Below are 16,484 nucleotides of genomic sequence, written 5' to 3'. Positions count from 1 at the left end.
GCCGCCATGTCAGACCGTCTCGCACTGCCCGCCTTACCGCCGCCGTCCACCGTGCCGCCCGCCCCGCGGTGGCGGCGCAGCAGCCGCTCGACCGGGATGAACAACTGCGTGGAGACCGCCCTGCTGGGCGGCGCGCTCCTCGCCGTACGCGATTCCAAGGACGTGCGCCGGCCACCGCTGCACTTCTCGGCGGCGGCCTGGAGCACCTTCGTGGACGGACTCGGCCCGCACGGAGCGAGTCAACGGCGCTTCAACTGACCGGAGCGTCCGCCTGCCGGGGAGCGGTGGTGAGGACCGTGGCCACCGCGGCCGTGATCTGCTCCTCGGTCAGGTCGGCGCGCGCGGTCAGCCGCAGCCGCGAGACACCGTCCGGTACCGACGGCGGGCGGAAGCAGCCCACCGCCATCCCGGCCGCACGGCAGTCGGCCGCCCAGCGCACCGCAGCGTCCGCCGAGGGCGCCCGGACGGAGACGACGGCCGCGTCGGGCCGGACCGCTCTCAGCCCGGCCGCGGTGAGCCGGGTGAACAGCGCGGTGGCCACCTCCCGGGCACGGGCCGCCCGTTCGGGCTCCCGGCGCAGGACCCCGAGGGCGCCGAGCGCGCCGCCGGCCGCCGCCGGGGCGAGTCCGGTGTCGAAGATGAACGTCCGGGCCGTGTTGACCAGGTGGTCGATGACCCGGGCGGGCCCCAGGACCGCTCCGCCCTGGCTGCCCAGGGACTTGGACAGCGTGAGCGTGGCCACGATCCCGTCGCGGCCCGCCAGTCCGGCCGCGGCGAGCGCGCCGCGACCGCCCTCGCCCAGCACTCCGAGGCCGTGGGCGTCGTCGACCAGCAGGGCGGCGTTCGCGGAACGGCAGACCTCGGCCAGTGCGGGGAGCGGGGCGGCGTCGCCGTCGACGGAGAAGACCGAGTCGGTGACGGCGAGGGCCCGCCCGTCGTGTTCCCGCAGGGACTTCTCGAAGGCGTCCGGGTCGGCGTGGGGCACGACGGCGGTCCCGGCGCGGGAGAGTCGGCAGCCGTCCACGATCGAGGCGTGGTTGCCCGCGTCGGAGACGATGAGGGAGCCGCGTCCGGTCAGCGCGGTCAGCGCGGCGAGATTGGCCGCGTACCCGGAGGAGAGCACGAGGGCCGCCTCGAAACCGCAGAACGCGGCGAGTTCCCGTTCCAGCTGGGCGTGCAGGGCGGTGGAGCCGGTGACCAGCCGGGACCCCGTCGCTCCCGCCCCCCAGCGTCGGGCGGCGTCGGCGGCGGCGGCGGTGACCTCCGGGTGCCGGGTGAGGCCCAGATAGTCGTTGCTCGCGAGGTCCAGCAGCTCCGGCTCGGCGCCGCGCGGACGCAGGGTCCGTACGAGTCCGGCGGCGGCCCTGCTGCGGGCCTCGGCGTCGATCCAGTCGAACGGGGCGAAGGACATGGGGCGGTCCCTTGGGTAGGCGGGCCCTCGGCGGGCGGCTCCGCGCGGACGGTCCGGTGCGGACGGTCCCTTTGTAGGCAGCCAACAGACCCTAGCCGGGTGCGCAGCAGGCCAGGGTGTGGCGATACACACACCCTCCCCCGGGTCTCCTGTCTGGTTCCTCCTTGGCTGGAGGCGGTGCCGTACGTCAGGATCATCTCTCATGGACCTGCTGAACACGCTGGTGGACAAGGGGCTGCGGCGCGAACTGCCGACCCGCGAAGAAGCGCTCGCCGTACTGGCGACCTCCGACGACGAGCTGCTCGACGTGGTGGCTGCCGCCGGGAAGGTGCGCCGTCAGTGGTTCGGGCGGCGCGTCAAGCTCAATTATCTGGTCAACCTCAAATCGGGGCTCTGCCCCGAGGACTGCTCCTACTGCTCGCAGCGGCTCGGTTCGAAGGCCGGGATCCTCAAGTACACCTGGCTGAAGCCGGACGAGGCGTCCAAGGCCGCCGCCGCCGGAGTGGCGGGCGGCGCCAAGCGGGTCTGCCTGGTCGCGAGCGGGCGCGGCCCGACGGACCGGGACGTCGACCGGGTCTCGAAGACCATCGAGGCGATCAAGGAGGAGAACGAGGGCATCGAGGTCTGCGCCTGCCTCGGCCTCCTCTCCGACGGACAGGCCGACCGGCTGCGTTCTGCGGGTGCCGACGCGTACAACCACAACCTGAACACGTCCGAGGAGACGTACGGGGCGATCACCACCACCCACACGTACGCGGACCGGGTGGAGACCGTGCAACAGGCCCAGGCCGCCGGGCTCTCGGCGTGCTCGGGGCTGATCGCCGGGATGGGCGAGAGCGACAAGGACCTGGTCGACGTCGTGTTCGCGTTGCGGGACCTGGACCCCGACTCGGTGCCGGTGAACTTCCTGATCCCGTTCGAGGGGACGCCCCTCGCCAAGGAGTGGAACCTCACCCCGCAGCGCTGCCTGCGCATTCTGGCGATGGTCCGCTTCGTCTGCCCCGACGTCGAGGTCCGGCTCGCGGGGGGCCGTGAGGTGCACCTGCGCTCGATGCAGCCGCTCGCGCTCCACCTGGTCAACTCCATCTTCCTGGGCGACTACCTGACGAGCGAGGGCCAGGCCGGCCAGACCGACCTGGACATGATCGCGGACGCCGGTTTCGAGGTGGAGGGCGCGGGCACCACGACCCTTCCCCGCCACCGGGCCGACGCCCTGAGCGGCGGCTGCGGGACGCGGGACGCCCCGGCGGGGTCCGGCTGCGGAGCGCATGAGGACTCCGAAGCCGCCGGCTGCGGTTCCCACGGTGGCGGCGGGGGCTGCGGACCGTGCGGTGGACACGGGGAGCGGGAGCCGGCGGCTGCCGCCGACTCCGAAGCCGGGGAGAGCGCGCCGGTGGCGCGTACGGACGCCAACAGCGCGGCGCGCACGGATCTGGTGGCGGTGCGCCGGCGCGGCGCGGGAACGGACCTCGCGCCCAATGCCTGAGCCGTACGCCCCGGCACTCCCCCTGTCCGCCGCGCCGAAGCCGTACGCCCCCGACGAACTGCGGGCGCTGGACCGGGCGCACGTCTGGCATCCGTACGGTCCGATGCCCGGCCGCCAGGAGCCGCTGATCGTGGAGTCGGCCTCCGGCGTACGCCTCCGGCTCGCCGAACCCGTCGAGGGGCGGAGCGAGTTGGTGGACGGCATGTCCTCCTGGTGGTCGGCGGTGCACGGCTACAACCACCCGGTCCTCAACGAGGCGGCACGCGGCCAGCTGGACCGGATGAGCCATGTCATGTTCGGCGGGCTCACCCATGAGCCCGCCGTCCGGCTGGCGACCCGGCTGGTGGAGATCACCCCCGGCCCGCTCCAGCACGTCTTCCTGGCCGACTCGGGGTCCGTCTCCGTGGAGGTCGCGGTCAAGATGTGCCTCCAGTACTGGCGTTCGGCCGGGCGGCCTGCCAAGCAGCGGCTGCTGACCTGGCGCGGGGGCTATCACGGGGACACCTGGCAGCCGATGTCGGTGTGCGACCCGGAGGGCGGGATGCACGAGCTGTGGTCGGGGTCCCTGCCCCGCCAGGTCTTCGCCGACGCCCCGCCGGACGGCTTCGACGCGGAGCCGGACCCCGCCTATACGACGCATCTGCGGGAGCTGATCGCCGCGCACGCCGAGGAGCTGGCGGCGGTCATCGTGGAGCCGGTGGTGCAGGGGGCCGGCGGGATGCGGTTCCACTCCCCCGCCTATCTGCGGGTGCTGCGCGAGGCCTGCGACGAGCACGACGTCCTGCTGGTCCTCGACGAGATCGCGACCGGTTTCGGGCGTACGGGCAAGCTGTTCGCCGCCGGGCACGCCGGGATCTCGCCGGATGTCATGTGCGTCGGCAAGGCTCTGACCGGCGGCTATCTCACGATGGCGGCGACGCTGTGCACCACGCGGGTGGCCGAGGGCATCTCCAGCGGCGAGGTGCCGGTGCTGGCCCACGGACCGACGTTCATGGGCAATCCGCTGGCCGCCTCGGTGGCCTCGGCCTCCGTGGACCTGCTGCTCGGGCAGGACTGGGAGGGCGAAGTGGCGCGGATCGGCGCGGGCCTGCGCGCAGGACTCGCTCCCGCGGCGGACCTCGCCGGGGTGATGGACGTACGCGTCCTGGGGGCGATCGGGGTCGTCCAGCTCGACCACGAGGTGGACATGGCGGCGGCGACCCGCGCGTCCGTGCGCGAGGGCGTCTGGCTGCGGCCGTTCCGCGATCTCGTCTACACGATGCCGCCGTACGTCACCGAGGACGAGGACGTGGCGCGGATCTGCCGGGCCGTGTGCGCGGCGGCACGGGAGGGCTGAGCCGATATGTCGACGATTCTGGTGGTGTCCGGCACGGGCACGGAGATCGGCAAGACCGTGGTGACCGCCGCGGTGGCCGCCGCCGCGCGGGGCCGTCGGGTCGCGGTGCTCAAGCCCGCGCAGACCGGGCTCGCCCCCGGGGAGCCAGGCGACGCGGCCGAGGTCGCGCGCCTGGCGGGGGGCCAGGTCACGGCGGTCGAACTGGCCCGCTTTCCGGAGCCGTTGGCTCCGGCCACGGCCGCCCGGCGGTCGGGGCTCGTGCCCGTGCGGCCGTACGAGGTCGCCGAGGCCGCGGAGAAGCTGGCCACCGAGCACGATCTCGTGCTGGTGGAGGGTGCGGGCGGGCTGCTCGTGCGGTTCGACGACGAGGGCGGCACCCTCGCGGACGCGGCCCGTCTGCTGTCCGCGCCGGTGCTGCTGGTGGCCCCCGCGGGCCTGGGCACGCTGAACGCCACCGCGCTGACCGCCGAGGCGCTGCGGAATCGGGGGCTGAGCTGCCGGGGCGTCGTGATCGGCAGCATGCCGGCGGAGCCGGACCTCGCGTCCCGCTGCAACGTCGAGGACCTTCCGGTGGCGGCGGGTGCACCGCTGCTCGGCGCGGTACCGGCCGGCGCGGGTTCACTGTCGGGCGCCGCCTTCGCGGCCCTCGCGCCGGGCTGGCTGGCTCCGGAGCTCGGAGGGACCTGGGCGGCACCGCGCTGACGGGCGCGCCGGGGGCGTCCGGGCGGCCTTCGGGGACTCACTCCTGTCCTGGCGGTACTCGAGGATTCCCGTCGGAGCGGTGCTGAAGATTCCCGTCGGAGCGGTGCTCGAAAATTGACGTCGGGGCGGTGCTCGATGATCCCGCCGGGGCGATCCGGGGGAGAATCGTGGAGGGACGTCACGTCCGCTCCTCAAGCGTCACGACCACTCCTCGACGGAGGTCCGTCATGCAGCCGCGCAGCAGGAAGCTCCCCCGGGACGCCGTGCACCACCCGGTCTTCGCCCGCTTCTACGCACGGGTGAGCGTGACCGCGGACCTGAAGGGCGGCATCGCCGCGTACCGCGAGGAGCTGCTGTCGGGGCTCCGGGGCCGGGTCATCGAGATCGGCGCGGGGAACGGGCTGAACTTCGCCCACTATCCCGGCGCCGTCTCGGAGGTCGTGGCGCTGGAGCCGGAACGCTCGCTGCGACAGCTCGCCGTCCGCTCCGCCCTGCGCGCGGAGGTGCCGGTGGACGTGGTGCCGGGGGCTGCCGAGGCGCTGCCGGTCAAGAGCGAGGCCTTCGACGGGGCGGTGGCGTCCCTGGTCCTGTGCACCGTGCGGGATCTGCCACGGGCGCTCGCCGAGATCAGGCGGGTGCTGCGGCCGGGCGGTGAGCTGCGGTTCTTCGAGCACGGGCTGGCGCCGGGCCGGGCGCTGGCCACAGCGCAGCGGGTGGCGGACCGGACCCTGTGGCCGCTGCTCTTCGGCGGCTGTCACACGGCCCGGGACCCGCTGGCCGCGATCGAGGCGGCGGGCTTCGAGGTGGGCACGTACCGCAGGCTGCGCATTCCGGAGACGGGTCTCCAGGTGCCCTCCTCCCCCTGTGTGCTGGGCGTGGCCCGCAAGCCGTTCGCCGAGGACTGAGGGGTCGAGATCTGGGGCCGAACCGGGTCGAGGAGCGCTTCGCCCGGTCTGTCGTGGCGTGTTCCGCCCGGCCTCACACGCTCCACTGCCGCAGCTCGTCGGCGATGGCGCGCACGTCCGCCTTGCCCTGCTTCACCAGCAGCGCCAGATCGCGGACCTGCTCGGGCGAGGTGATGACCTTGAGGCCGGAGGCGACGAGGTAGCCGTAGGCGACGGCCGAGGCGAACATCGCGTTGGAGTGTTCGAGTGCGGGCACGTGCAGGAGCAGCTGCAACAGGGCGGCCGCCCGCGCGTGCGGGTCGCTGTAGACGGCGCTGCCGAAGATCTCCGCGTCATGCCGTGCGACGGCGGCGACGAGCGCACCCCAGTCGACGACCTGCGGGTCCCCGGGCGTCTTGTGCTCGGCGACCATCAGCAACCAGGAAAGGTCGATCCGGAGGTTCAACGGGTACCTTCGCGCTCCGGGCCGAACTCCTCGGCGAACACCGACTCGTACTGCTTCATGAAGTCGGCCGCGGCCTCGACGAAGGTGTGTCCCACCTCGCCCGCGTCCTGCTGGACGAGTTCCTCTATGTAGCGGTTCACGCTCATCCCCCTTTGCAGCGCGCGCTGCCGCGCGGCCTCGGCGGTGGCCTCGTCCACTCGAACGTTCAGCTGAGTCTTGGGCACCCGACCACGCTAGCGCGGCCGTGCTAGCACCGGCAAGGGGAGCGCGGGGGCTCAGTGGGGGTGCCGCGCCCGGAGTGTGGAACGCGATCGACGCCCGTCGTCACGGATGGTGGGATGGCCGCCATGAACGATCTTTCGCTACGGTCCGCGACGCCGGACGATCTGGACGCGGTCCTCGCCTTCTGGAAGGCGGCCGCCGAGGGCACCAGCATCAGCGACGACGGGGACGGGGTCGCACGCCTGGTGGAACGCGACCCCGACGCCTTGATACTCGCGGAGCGGGACGGAGCCCTGGTGGGCACGGTCATCGTGGGCTTCGACGGCTGGCGCTGCCATCTCTACCGGCTCGCGGTCCACCCGGACCAGCGGCGCCGGGGCGTGGGCGGCGCCCTCCTGGCGGCGGCCGAGGAACGGTTCGTCGCGCTGGGCGGGCGGCGCGCCGACGCCATGGTCCTCGACCGCAACACCTCGGCCCACCACGCCTGGCGCGCGGCGGGCTACGAGCCCCAGCCGCAGTGGAGCCGCTGGGTGAAGCACCTGACCGGCTGAGCGGTGCGGCGGGCGCGGACCGCGGTACCGCACCGCCGGCACGGTACCGCGGAGCTTCCGGCACGGTACCGCGGAGCTTCCGGCACGGTAGCGCGGAGCTTCCGGCACGGTAGCGCGGACATTGAGGCGGTAGGCGGGGCGGCGCTGGGCAGACGCCTACGATGACATGCCCCCCGTCACCCCCTGCCGAAAGGTGTGAGCGTCCGTCCATGGGCGAGCCTCCCAGTAGCCGATACCGCCGACACCGCGCGGTCCCCCCGCCCCTGCCCGATCATGGGACGGAGGTGAACCGATGATCGAAGTGCTGCTGCTGCTCGTCGCCCTGCTGCTCTGTGTCGCCTGCGGCGCGTTCGTCGCCGCGGAGTTCTCCCTGACCACGGTGGAGCGCGGCGAGCTCGAACGGGCCGTCGAGCGGGGTGACCGGGGCGCCGCGAGCGCGCTCAAGGCGGTCCGGAGCCTCACCTTCCAGCTCTCGGGGGCCCAGCTCGGCATCACCGTCACCAATCTGGTGATCGGCATGCTCTCCGAACCGTCCATCGCCAAGCTGATCCGCGGTCCCGTCGAGGCGGCGGGGCTGCCTCCCGCCGCCGCGTCCACCCTGGCGCTCGTCCTCGGCACGGCGCTCTCCACGGTGGTCCTGATGGTGGTCGGCGAACTGGTCCCGAAGAACTGGGCGATCTCCTCCCCGCTCGCCGTGGCCAAGGCGGTGGCCACACCGCAACGGGTGTTCACCGCGCTGTTCCGCCCCTTCATCAGCCATCTCAACAACACGGCCAACCGGCTCGTGCGCCGCTTCGGTCTGGAACCGACCGAGGAGCTGGCCTCCGCCCGCAGTCCGCAGGAGCTGGTGGCGCTGGCCCGGCACTCCGCGAAGGCGGGTGCGCTGGAGGCGGACACGGCCGAACTGTTCGTCCGCACGCTGAACCTCTCGGAGCTGACCGCGGAGAACGTGATGACGCCACGGGTGCAGGTGACCGCCCTGGAGCTGCGCGCGACGGCCGAGGACGTCGCCAACGCCACCCGGGCGACCGGTCTGTCCCGCTTCCCCGTCTACCGGGGCAACCTGGACACCGTGGTCGGCGTGGCCCACATCAAGGACGTGCTGGCGATCCCCGCCGACCAAAGGCCCCACACCCGGATCTCGGAACTGCTGCGCGAGCCCCTGCTCGTACCGGAGACACTCACCGTGGACCGACTGCTGGACCGGTTGTCCGGAAGGCTCGCCATGGCCGTGGTGATCGACGAGTACGGCGGGACGGCCGGGGTCGCGACGCTGGAGGACATCGTGGAGGAAGTCGTCGGCGAGGTCCGGGACGAGCACGATCCGCACGAGACGCCGGACCTCGCCGCCGCCGGCGAGGACGCCGACGGACGGACCTTGTGGTCGGCCGACGGGGCGGCGCGCACCGACCAGCTCCGCAGGATCGGTCTGCGGGTACCGGACGGGCCCTACGAGACCCTCGCGGGGCTGGTCGCCGCCGAGATCGGACGGATCCCGACGGTGGACGACAGCGTCGAGCTGGAGGGATGGCGGATCGACGTGGTCGACGCCTCGGGCCGCCGCGCCGCGCGGGTCCTGCTGCACGCCCCACTTCCGGGGTCCGAGAACCGGACGGAGGACCAGCGGTGATCGTTCTCCAGCTTTTCATCGGCCTGCTGACCCTGGTGGCCAACGCCTTCTTCGTGGGTGCCGAATTCGCGCTGATCTCCGTGCGCCGCAGCCAGATCGAACCGGAGGCCGAGGCCGGGAACCGGCGGGCCCGCAGTGTCATCTGGGGCCTGGAACACGTCTCCGCATTGCTTGCCGCCGCCCAGCTCGGCATCACGCTCTGCACCCTGGTGCTGGGCATCGTCGCCGAACCGGCCATCGCGCATCTGCTGGAGCCGGCCTTCGACGCGGTGGGGGTGCCGCACGGGCTGGTCCACCCGCTGTCGTTCGTCATCGCGCTGGGCGTGGCCACCTATCTGCACATGCTCCTGGGCGAGATGGTGCCGAAGAACATCGCCCTGGCCGAACCGGCGCGGAGCGCCCTGCTGCTGGGCCCACCGCTGGTGGCGATGGCCCGTGCCCTGCGGCCGGTGATCTTCGCGATCAACGCGTTCGCCAACACCCTGCTCAAGCTGTTGCGGGTGGAGACGAAGGACGAGGTCTCCGCGACGTTCTCGGACGACGAACTGGCCCGGCTGGTCCAGGACGCCGGGGATGCGGGGCTGGTCGACGACCGCTCCGCGCAACGCCTCCACCATGCTCTGGAGCTGGGCCGCCGGCCGGTACGGGACGTGGTCATGCCGGTCGACCGGGTGCTGTACGCCAGGGTCGGCACCACGCCGGAGGAGCTGGAGCGGCTCTCGTCCGAGTCGGGGTTCTCCCGCTTCCCGGTGATGGACGGCGAGCAGCGCATCCTCGGGTACCTCCATGTGAAGGACGCCCTGGACGCGACGCCCCGGGACGTCCCCTTCCCGGTGACGGCGATGCGGCCGATCGCCCGCGTCCGGGCGGTGACTCCGCTGGACGACGTGCTCACCGCCCTGCGGCGCAGCCGAACGCATCTGGCGGCCGTTCTCGACGAGGACGACCGACTGGCCGGCATGGTCACGATGGAGGACGTACTCCGCGAACTCGTGGGACGGCCGGGTCCCCGCTGATCTGCTGGCCTCCCGGCCTACCGACCGGTACGCTCATCTCGCCATGGAATTGAATGCCTCCTACACCAGTCTCGTCGCGGTCGGCGACTCGTTCACCGAGGGCATGTCGGACCGGCTCCCCGACGGCACCTACCGGGGCTGGGCCGACGTCCTCGCCGCCCGGCTCGCGGTCCGGTCCCCCGGTTTCCGGTACGCCAATCTCGCCGTACGCGGGAAGCTCATCGGCCAGATCGTCGACGAGCAGGTGGAGGCGGCGGCCTCACTCCAGGCCGATGTCATCACCCTCGTCGGCGGGCTCAACGACACTTTGCGCCCGAAGTGCGACATGGGAAGGGTCAGAGGGCGGCTCGAAGAGGCCGTGGAGCGTCTCGCACCGACCTGCAAGCAGCTCGTGCTGATGCGCAGCCCCGGGCGGAGCGGGCCGGTGTTCGACCGGTTCCGCCCCCGGGTGGAGGCACTGTTCGCCCTGATCGACGATCTGGCCGGGCGGCACGGCGCCGCGGTGGTGGACCTCTACTCCGCGCCCTCGATCGCCGATCCCCGGATGTGGGACGTGGACCGGCTCCATCTCACCGCCGAAGGCCACCGGCGCGTCGCCGAGGCCGTCTGGCAGACCCTGGGGCTGCCGGCCGAACTGGACTGGGGTGCGCGGATGCCCGCGACCGCGCCGCCGCGCTGGGCGGCCCGGCGAACGGAGGACATCCTCTTCGCCCGTCAGCACCTGGCCCCCTGGATCGGGCGGCGGCTCACCGGCCGCTCCTCCGGCGACGGGCGCTGGGGCGCCCAGTTCGATGCCACGACGGGCCGTGCCTTCTGGATCACGTCGGCGGACGCGGAGAACCCGGGCCCGGTGACGGGGTGGCGTCGCGCCGTCTCCCCCGACGCCGCGGTGGGCACCGCGGAGACCGACTGAACCGGTCGCCCGGGCCGACGCCCTCCCTCGCTCCTTCGTAGCAAGCCACAAACCGGGGCGCGTCGCTGGCCTGCACAAACCGCCAGTAGAATCCCGTTACGTGACTGCTGTGTCTGCGAAGCCTCGCATCCCCAATGTCCTGGCCGGCCGCTACGCCTCCGCGGAGCTCGCCGTCCTCTGGTCCCCCGAGCAGAAGGTGAAGCTGGAGCGTCAGCTGTGGCTGGCGGTGCTGCGCGCTCAGAAGGACCTCGGGATCGAGGTTCCCGATGCGGCGTTGGCCGACTACGAGCGTGTGCTGGACCAGGTGGACCTGGCCTCGATCGCCGAGCGCGAGAAGATCACCCGGCATGACGTCAAGGCCCGGATCGAGGAGTTCAACGCCCTCGCCGGTCATGAGCAGGTCCACAAGGGCATGACTTCGCGGGACCTGACGGAGAACGTCGAGCAGCTCCAGATCCGCCTTTCGCTGGAGCTGATGCGCGACCGCACCGTGGCCGTGCTGGCCCGGCTCGGCAGGCTCGCGGCGGAGTACCGCGAGCTCGTCGTCGCCGGACGCTCGCACAACGTCGCCGCGCAGGCGACGACGCTGGGCAAGCGCTTCGCGACCGCGGCCGACGAGATGCTGGTCGCCCACGGCCGTCTGGAGGACCTCCTCTCGCGCTACCCGCTGCGTGGGATCAAGGGGCCGGTCGGCACGGCGCAGGACATGCTGGACCTGCTCGGCGGTGACGCGGGCAAGCTCGCCGATCTGGAGCAGCGCATCGCCGGGCACCTCGGCTTCGCCGAGGCGTTCACCTCGGTGGGTCAGGTCTACCCCCGATCGCTCGACTACGACGTGGTCACCGCTCTGGTGCAGCTCGCCGCGGCGCCCTCCTCGGTGGCGAAGACCATCCGCCTGATGGCCGGCCACGAGCTGGTGACCGAGGGCTTCAAGCCCGGCCAGGTCGGCTCGTCCGCGATGCCGCACAAGATGAACACGCGCTCCTGCGAGCGGGTGAACGGTCTGATGGTGATCCTGCGCGGTTACGCCTCGATGACCGGCGAGCTGGCGGGCGACCAGTGGAACGAGGGCGACGTGTCCTGTTCCGTGGTCCGCCGGGTGGCACTCCCGGACGCGTTCTTCGCGTTCGACGGCCTCCTGGAGACCTTCCTGACGGTGCTGGACGAGTTCGGCGCGTTCCCCGCGGTCGTGGCGCGCGAGCTGGACCGCTACCTTCCGTTCCTGGCGACCACCAAGGTCCTGATGGGCGCCGTACGGGCCGGAGTGGGCCGCGAGGTGGCGCACGAGGCGATCAAGGAGCACGCGGTGGCCTCCGCCCTCGCGATGCGGGAGCAGGGCGCCGAGCGCAACGAGCTGCTCGACAAGCTCGCCGCGGACGAGCGGATTCCGCTGGACCGCGCGCAGCTGGACGAGCTGATGGCCGACAAGCTCTCGTTCACGGGTGCCGCCGGCGACCAGGTGTCCTCGCTCGTCGCCCGGATCGAGGGGATCACCGAGCGGTACCCCGAGGCCGCGAAGTACACCCCCGGCTCGATCCTCTGACCGGCACCGCCCTCACCGCGTGACCCCCGAAGAGCTGAGCGCCGCCCGCGATCGCATCGTCCCCGATGTGGCCGCGGGCGGTCTGCGCGTGCTCTTCTGCGGCATCAACCCGAGCCTGACGACCGCGGTGACGGGCCACCATTTCGCTCACCCCGGGAATCGGTTCTGGCCGGTCCTGCACCGCGCGGGTTTCACCCCCGGCGGCTGCGTCCGTCGGAGCAGGACGAGCTGCTCGGTCTCGGACTCGGCATCACCAACGTGGTGGCGCGGGCCACGGCCCGGGCCGACGAGCTCGGCGCGGACGAGTTCCGGGAGGGCGGAGCCGCTCTGACGGCGAAGGTCGAACTGCTCGCGCCCCAATGGCTCGCGGTGGTCGGCATCACCGCCTACCGCGCGGCCTTCGGGGAGCCCCGAGCCCGGATCGGCCCCCAGGAGCGCACGGTCGGCGGGGCCCGCGTCTGGGCTCTGCCCAACCCCAGCGGCCTCAACGCCCACTGGACGGTCCAGAGCATGGCCGAGGAGTACGCCCGCCTCCGGGACGCCACCCTCACCCCGCCCCCGGCCGACCGGGCGACCCCCGGCCCCGCCCCGACCGACTGAACCGGCCCGGCCTCGCCCCTTCCCCGGACCTCTCGACCGCGCGTCTCCCCCGGGCCTCACGCGTCCCGGTTGCGGACCGCCGACCAGCCCGCCAGGAGCGCGGCCGCCGCCCATACGGCGGTCACCGCCAGGCCGGTCCACGGCCCCGGACCGTCTTCCGGATTCTGGTGCAGCACCGCCTGTCCCGCGCGGTCGGGCAGATAGGTCACCACCGCGGTGGCCACGTCCACCAACACGAAGGGGACGATGAGGAAGAGCGGTATGAGCAGGCCGAGCACCGCCACCGCGCTCCGCAGGAGCGCCGTCAGGCCCGCCGCGAGCAGTGCCATCAGCGCCAGGTAGATCCCCCCGCCGAAGGCGGCACGCAGCGCGCCCGGGTGCCCCAGGCCGATCGCGTGCTCCCCCAGGAAGAGCTGACCGACCAGGAACGACGTGAAGCTGGTCACCAGCCCGACGACGAGCACCGATCCGCCGATCGCCGTCATCTTCGCCGCGTAGAAGAGGGAACGTCGGGGAACCGCGGCAAGCGATATGCGCAGAGCTCCGTCGAGGAACTCGGAGGAGACCGCGGTCGCACCGAACGCGATGGCCGCGATCTGCCCGAAGGTCAGAGCGAAGAAGGCGTTGAGGAGCGCGTCGGATCCAGGCTGCTCCGCTTGCTCCTGGCCGGTGGTTCCCAGGATGAGCACCGTGATGATGAGGGTGGTGGCGAGGACGGCCATCAGGGAACCGTAGATCGACCGTATGGATCTGATCTTGATCCACTCGGAGTGGAGTACTGCCGTCAGGGTCATGGTCACGCCTCCTGGCGGTTGCGGGTGGCCGAAGCGGCGAAGGGGGTCTCGTCCGCCGTGAGGTCGAGGTAGGCCTGCTCCAATGTGGCGCGCTCATCGCCCAGTTCGAGCAGGGGAACGCCTTCTTCGGCGACGATCGCGCCGATCTCCTCCGCCGTGGCGCCGTCGATCACCCAGCGGCCGTCCTCGGCCTGCACTCCGGACAGGCCCTTGGCGGCCAGCACCGAGTGGAGCCTGCCCGCTTCGGTCGTTCGCAGGCGTACGCGGGGGCGGCTACGGGAGTCGAGGAACTGTTCCATCGGCATATCGGCGAGCAGGCGGCCCCGGCCGAGCACCACCAGGTGGTCGGCGAAGGAAGCGGTCTCGTTCATGAGGTGGCTGGAGACCAGCACCGTCCGGCCCTCGCGGGCAAGCCGCTTCATGAGTTCGCGGATCCAGATGATGCCTTCGGGATCCAGGCCGTTCGACGGCTCGTCGAGCATGACCACCCGCGGGTCGCCGAGCAGGGCGGCCGCGATGCCGAGACGCTGCCGCATGCCGAGGGAGAAGGTCTTGATGCGCCGTGCGCTCACGTCGCCGAGCCCGGTCTCCTCCAGCACGGCCTTCACCCGCGACATGGGTATCCCGTTGCTCACGGCGAGTACGGTCAGATGGCTGCGCGGTGTGCGTGAGCCGTGGGCGGCCTGGGCGTCGAGCAGTGCGCCGACGGTGCGCAGCGGTTCGACGAGCCGGGCGTACGGCCTCCCGCCGATCGTGGCCGAGCCGCCGGTCGGCCGGTCCAGGCCAAGGACGAGACGCATGGTCGTGGACTTGCCGGCGCCGTTGGGGCCGAGGAATCCGGTGACCCTGCCCGGTTGCACGCGAAAGCTGAGGCGGTCCACCGCACGGGTGGTTCCGTACTCCTTGGTGAGCTCGTGGACGTCGATGCTGGTCATGCCCACCAGCCTGGCCCGTACGCCGGGCGGCCCGCCTCCCCCGTCAGCGGGGATCGTCTCCCTCGCATGGGGGAGCCGGTGCGCCCGGCCCGCTGGGACGATGAGGGCATGCACCGCATCCTCACCCCGCTGACCAGCGCGGTCACTTACAGCCGCTGGTTGCACATGTTCATCCCGGCTGCCGCGGCCAGTCTGTGGTTCTTCATCTCCGACCAGCTCTGGATGCCCCTGCTCTTCGCGGTGCCCGTGGGCCTCATACCCGCGATGCGGCTCGAGGAGGGTCTGCAGGCGCAGTTGCTGCTGACTCCGTCCGAGCGTGGGCAGCCGGACGCCTCCATCTCGGTGGCTTCCTCGACGAGTTGGGCGGAGCGGTGGCGGACCGTGCTCTGGCTGGAGGTGCGGCTCCTGATCTCGGCTGCTGCGATCATGGCTCTCTGGCTGCCCGTCGCGTCGATCGAGCTCGTCCTGTCGGCGACGGGCAGGCCTCCGGACGGGCTGGTGGAAGGCATGAGTCCGCACTGGTGGAACGCGCTGCTCGCACCGCTGCCGATCATTCCGCTGCTCGTTCTGGTGGTGCTCGGCGGCCGGCTCAGTACAGCGGCCGCCCGGTGGCTGCTGGGCCCGTCGCCGACGGACCGGCTGAGCGTGTTGGAGGAGCTGACCGAGCAGTTGCTGGAGCGCAACCGCATGGCGCGGGAGCTGCACGATTCCATCGGCCATGCCCTGACGGTGGCGGTGGTGCAGGCCGGTGCGGCGCGGGCGGCGAATGATGCGGCGTTCACCGAGCGGGCGCTGGCCGCCATCGAGGAGACGGGGCGTGATGCGCTGGAGGACCTGGAGCGGGTGCTGCGGGTGCTGCGTGAATCCGGCACACCCGTGAGCCGGCGGCCGACGCTGGGAGAGGTGGAGCGGCTGCTGGACTCCGCGAGGAGTTCCGGGGCGCAGGTGGATGCGCGGGTGTCCGGGAATCTGGGACTGATCCCGGCGCCGGTCTCGCGGGAGGGGTATCGGATTCTTCAGGAGAGCCTCACCAATGTGCTCCGTCACGCGGGGCCGGTACCCATCCGGGTGAGCATCACGGTGGCCGACGGGCGGCTGGAGTTGGAGGTGATCAATCCGCTCTCCGGAGCGGCCGGTCTGCCGGGGAGCGGCAGTGGGCTGCGCGGTATGCGGGAGCGGGCCGCGCTGCTGGGCGGGAAGGCGCGGATGGAGTCGTGGGAGGGCGATTGGCGGGTGCGCGTGAGCCTCCCGCTGGACGGCATACGCTGGTCGGATGCCCTTCACCGTTCTTCTGGTCGATGACGAGCCGTTGGTACGCGCCGGACTGCGGGCCGTCCTGGAGGCCCAGCCCGATATCGAGGTGGTGGGCGAGGCGGCGGACGGCGCGGCGGTGCTCCCCCTGGTGAACCGGTTGCGGCCCGATGTGGTGGCGATGGATGTGCGGATGCCGCTGATGGACGGCATCGAGGCGACCCGGCTGGTGCTGCGTACGGTGCCGGATCCCCCGAAGATCCTGGTCGTGACGACGTTCGAGAACGACGAGTACGTGTACGAGGCGTTGAGGGCGGGGGCGGACGGCTTCCTGCTCAAGCGAGCCCGGCCCGCGGAGATCGTGCATGCCGTGCGTCTGGTGGCCGAGGGGGAGTCCCTGCTGTTCCCGGCGGCGGTCCGGCAGCTCGCCGCGGAGTACGGGACGGACAAAGCACGGGCCGCTCTCGACCGGGCGGCGCTCACCGAGCGGGAGGCGGCGGTCCTCCGGTTGATGGCCCGGGGCCTGTCGAACGCGGAGATCGCGGCCACCCTCGTCGTCGGGACGGAGACGGTGAAGTCCCATGTCAGCTCGATCTTGGCGAAGTTGGGGGCCAGGGATCGTACCCAGGCGGTCATCGCCGCGTACGAGTCCGGGTTCGTCGCTCCGGGGTGACCGAGGTTGCGGCTCGATACCGGCTTCCCTCGCTGGTCGCAGGGCTCACGGCCAGCGAGTACGATCCGGCA

General features: G+C 72.1%; 17 protein-coding genes and 1 pseudogene. 13 read left to right on the top strand and 5 right to left on the bottom strand.

Annotated elements, in window-relative coordinates; all coding sequences use genetic code 11:
• Window positions 1–6 precede the first annotated feature (6 nt).
• Window positions 7–258, top strand: coding sequence for a DUF397 domain-containing protein (locus AC3CH1_RS32360; RefSeq protein WP_488466109.1), 252 nt, complete (start codon window positions 7–9; stop codon window positions 256–258).
• Here AC3CH1_RS32360 and AC3CH1_RS32355 read toward each other — a convergent pair.
• Window positions 251–1,411 (bottom strand): 8-amino-7-oxononanoate synthase, encoded by a 1,161-nt coding sequence (locus AC3CH1_RS32355; protein WP_488466108.1) that lies wholly within the window; start codon window positions 1,409–1,411, stop codon window positions 251–253. The genes AC3CH1_RS32360 and AC3CH1_RS32355 overlap by 8 nt on opposite strands.
• 202 nt (window positions 1,412–1,613) lie before the next feature.
• On the opposite strand from AC3CH1_RS32355, the gene bioB reads away from it, so the two are divergent.
• The 4 genes from bioB to AC3CH1_RS32335 all read left to right on the top strand — a co-directional run bounded on the left by bioB (window position 1,614) and on the right by AC3CH1_RS32335 (window position 5,840).
• Window positions 1,614–2,897 (top strand): biotin synthase BioB, encoded by a 1,284-nt coding sequence (gene bioB, locus AC3CH1_RS32350; protein WP_488466107.1) that lies wholly within the window; start codon window positions 1,614–1,616, stop codon window positions 2,895–2,897.
• Window positions 2,890–4,233, top strand: coding sequence for an adenosylmethionine--8-amino-7-oxononanoate transaminase (locus AC3CH1_RS32345; protein WP_488466106.1), 1,344 nt, complete (start codon window positions 2,890–2,892; stop codon window positions 4,231–4,233). The genes bioB and AC3CH1_RS32345 overlap by 8 nt, the downstream gene beginning before the upstream one ends.
• A 6-nt stretch (window positions 4,234–4,239) precedes the next feature.
• Window positions 4,240–4,935 (top strand): dethiobiotin synthase, encoded by a 696-nt coding sequence (gene bioD / locus AC3CH1_RS32340; RefSeq protein WP_488466105.1) that lies wholly within the window; start codon window positions 4,240–4,242, stop codon window positions 4,933–4,935.
• 227 nt (window positions 4,936–5,162) lie between these two features.
• Window positions 5,163–5,840 (top strand): class I SAM-dependent methyltransferase, encoded by a 678-nt coding sequence (locus AC3CH1_RS32335; RefSeq protein ID WP_488466104.1) that lies wholly within the window; start codon window positions 5,163–5,165, stop codon window positions 5,838–5,840.
• Between the two features lie 73 nt (window positions 5,841–5,913).
• Here the strand turns inward: AC3CH1_RS32335 and AC3CH1_RS32330 are convergent, their stop codons facing one another.
• Window positions 5,914–6,285 carry a hypothetical protein gene (locus tag AC3CH1_RS32330; protein WP_018957883.1) on the bottom strand — a complete coding sequence of 124 codons (372 nt, stop codon included), beginning with the start codon at window positions 6,283–6,285 and terminating at the stop codon, window positions 5,914–5,916.
• Window positions 6,282–6,509: a hypothetical protein gene (locus AC3CH1_RS32325; RefSeq protein ID WP_010062312.1), complete on the bottom strand. Its 228-nt coding sequence runs from the start codon at window positions 6,507–6,509 to the stop codon at window positions 6,282–6,284. Before AC3CH1_RS32325 ends, AC3CH1_RS32330 begins: the two co-directional genes overlap by 4 nt.
• A 114-nt stretch (window positions 6,510–6,623) precedes the next feature.
• On the opposite strand from AC3CH1_RS32325, the gene AC3CH1_RS32320 reads away from it, so the two are divergent.
• The 6 genes and pseudogenes from AC3CH1_RS32320 (at window position 6,624) to mug (ending at window position 12,760) form a co-directional block, all read left to right on the top strand.
• Window positions 6,624–7,058: a GNAT family N-acetyltransferase gene (locus tag AC3CH1_RS32320; protein ID WP_488466103.1), complete on the top strand. Its 435-nt coding sequence runs from the start codon at window positions 6,624–6,626 to the stop codon at window positions 7,056–7,058.
• A 292-nt stretch (window positions 7,059–7,350) separates the two neighbouring features.
• Window positions 7,351–8,688, top strand: coding sequence for a hemolysin family protein (locus tag AC3CH1_RS32315; protein WP_488466102.1), 1,338 nt, complete (start codon window positions 7,351–7,353; stop codon window positions 8,686–8,688).
• Window positions 8,685–9,704, top strand: coding sequence for a hemolysin family protein (locus AC3CH1_RS32310; RefSeq protein WP_488466101.1), 1,020 nt, complete (start codon window positions 8,685–8,687; stop codon window positions 9,702–9,704). Before AC3CH1_RS32315 ends, AC3CH1_RS32310 begins: the two co-directional genes overlap by 4 nt.
• Window positions 9,705–9,747: 43 nt before the next feature.
• Window positions 9,748–10,617, top strand: a complete 870-nt coding sequence (locus tag AC3CH1_RS32305) for an SGNH/GDSL hydrolase family protein (RefSeq protein WP_488466100.1) — start codon at window positions 9,748–9,750, stop codon at window positions 10,615–10,617.
• A gap of 100 nt (window positions 10,618–10,717) precedes the next feature.
• Complete coding sequence (purB, locus tag AC3CH1_RS32300; RefSeq protein WP_488466099.1) at window positions 10,718–12,160, top strand: adenylosuccinate lyase; 1,443 nt, start codon at window positions 10,718–10,720, stop codon at window positions 12,158–12,160.
• A gap of 19 nt (window positions 12,161–12,179) precedes the next feature.
• Window positions 12,180–12,760, top strand: a pseudogene (gene mug / locus AC3CH1_RS32295) (G/U mismatch-specific DNA glycosylase).
• Between the two features lie 56 nt (window positions 12,761–12,816).
• Here the strand turns inward: mug and AC3CH1_RS32290 are convergent.
• Entirely contained in the window at window positions 12,817–13,554 is a 738-nt protein-coding gene (locus AC3CH1_RS32290; RefSeq protein WP_488466098.1) for an ABC transporter permease, read from the bottom strand.
• Window positions 13,555–13,556: 2 nt separating this feature from the next.
• The gene (locus AC3CH1_RS32285; RefSeq protein WP_488466097.1) at window positions 13,557–14,489 is read right to left on the bottom strand and encodes an ABC transporter ATP-binding protein; all 933 of its coding nucleotides are present in this window, start codon (window positions 14,487–14,489) and stop codon (window positions 13,557–13,559) included.
• Between the two features lie 108 nt (window positions 14,490–14,597).
• On the opposite strand from AC3CH1_RS32285, the gene AC3CH1_RS32280 reads away from it, so the two are divergent.
• Together AC3CH1_RS32280 and AC3CH1_RS32275 are read left to right on the top strand one after the other, a co-directional pair.
• Window positions 14,598–15,791 (top strand): sensor histidine kinase, encoded by a 1,194-nt coding sequence (locus AC3CH1_RS32280; RefSeq protein ID WP_488466096.1) that lies wholly within the window; start codon window positions 14,598–14,600, stop codon window positions 15,789–15,791.
• Window positions 15,763–16,413: a response regulator transcription factor gene (locus AC3CH1_RS32275; RefSeq protein ID WP_488466095.1), complete on the top strand. Its 651-nt coding sequence runs from the start codon at window positions 15,763–15,765 to the stop codon at window positions 16,411–16,413. The genes AC3CH1_RS32280 and AC3CH1_RS32275 overlap by 29 nt, the downstream gene beginning before the upstream one ends.
• The last annotated feature ends 71 nt before the right edge of the window (window positions 16,414–16,484 follow it).

This window comes from Streptomyces sp. MGP-P1 (assembly GCF_057766565.1).
The sequence above is the reverse complement of the archived record's forward strand: the minus strand, read 5'-3'. Positions and strand labels throughout refer to the sequence as shown.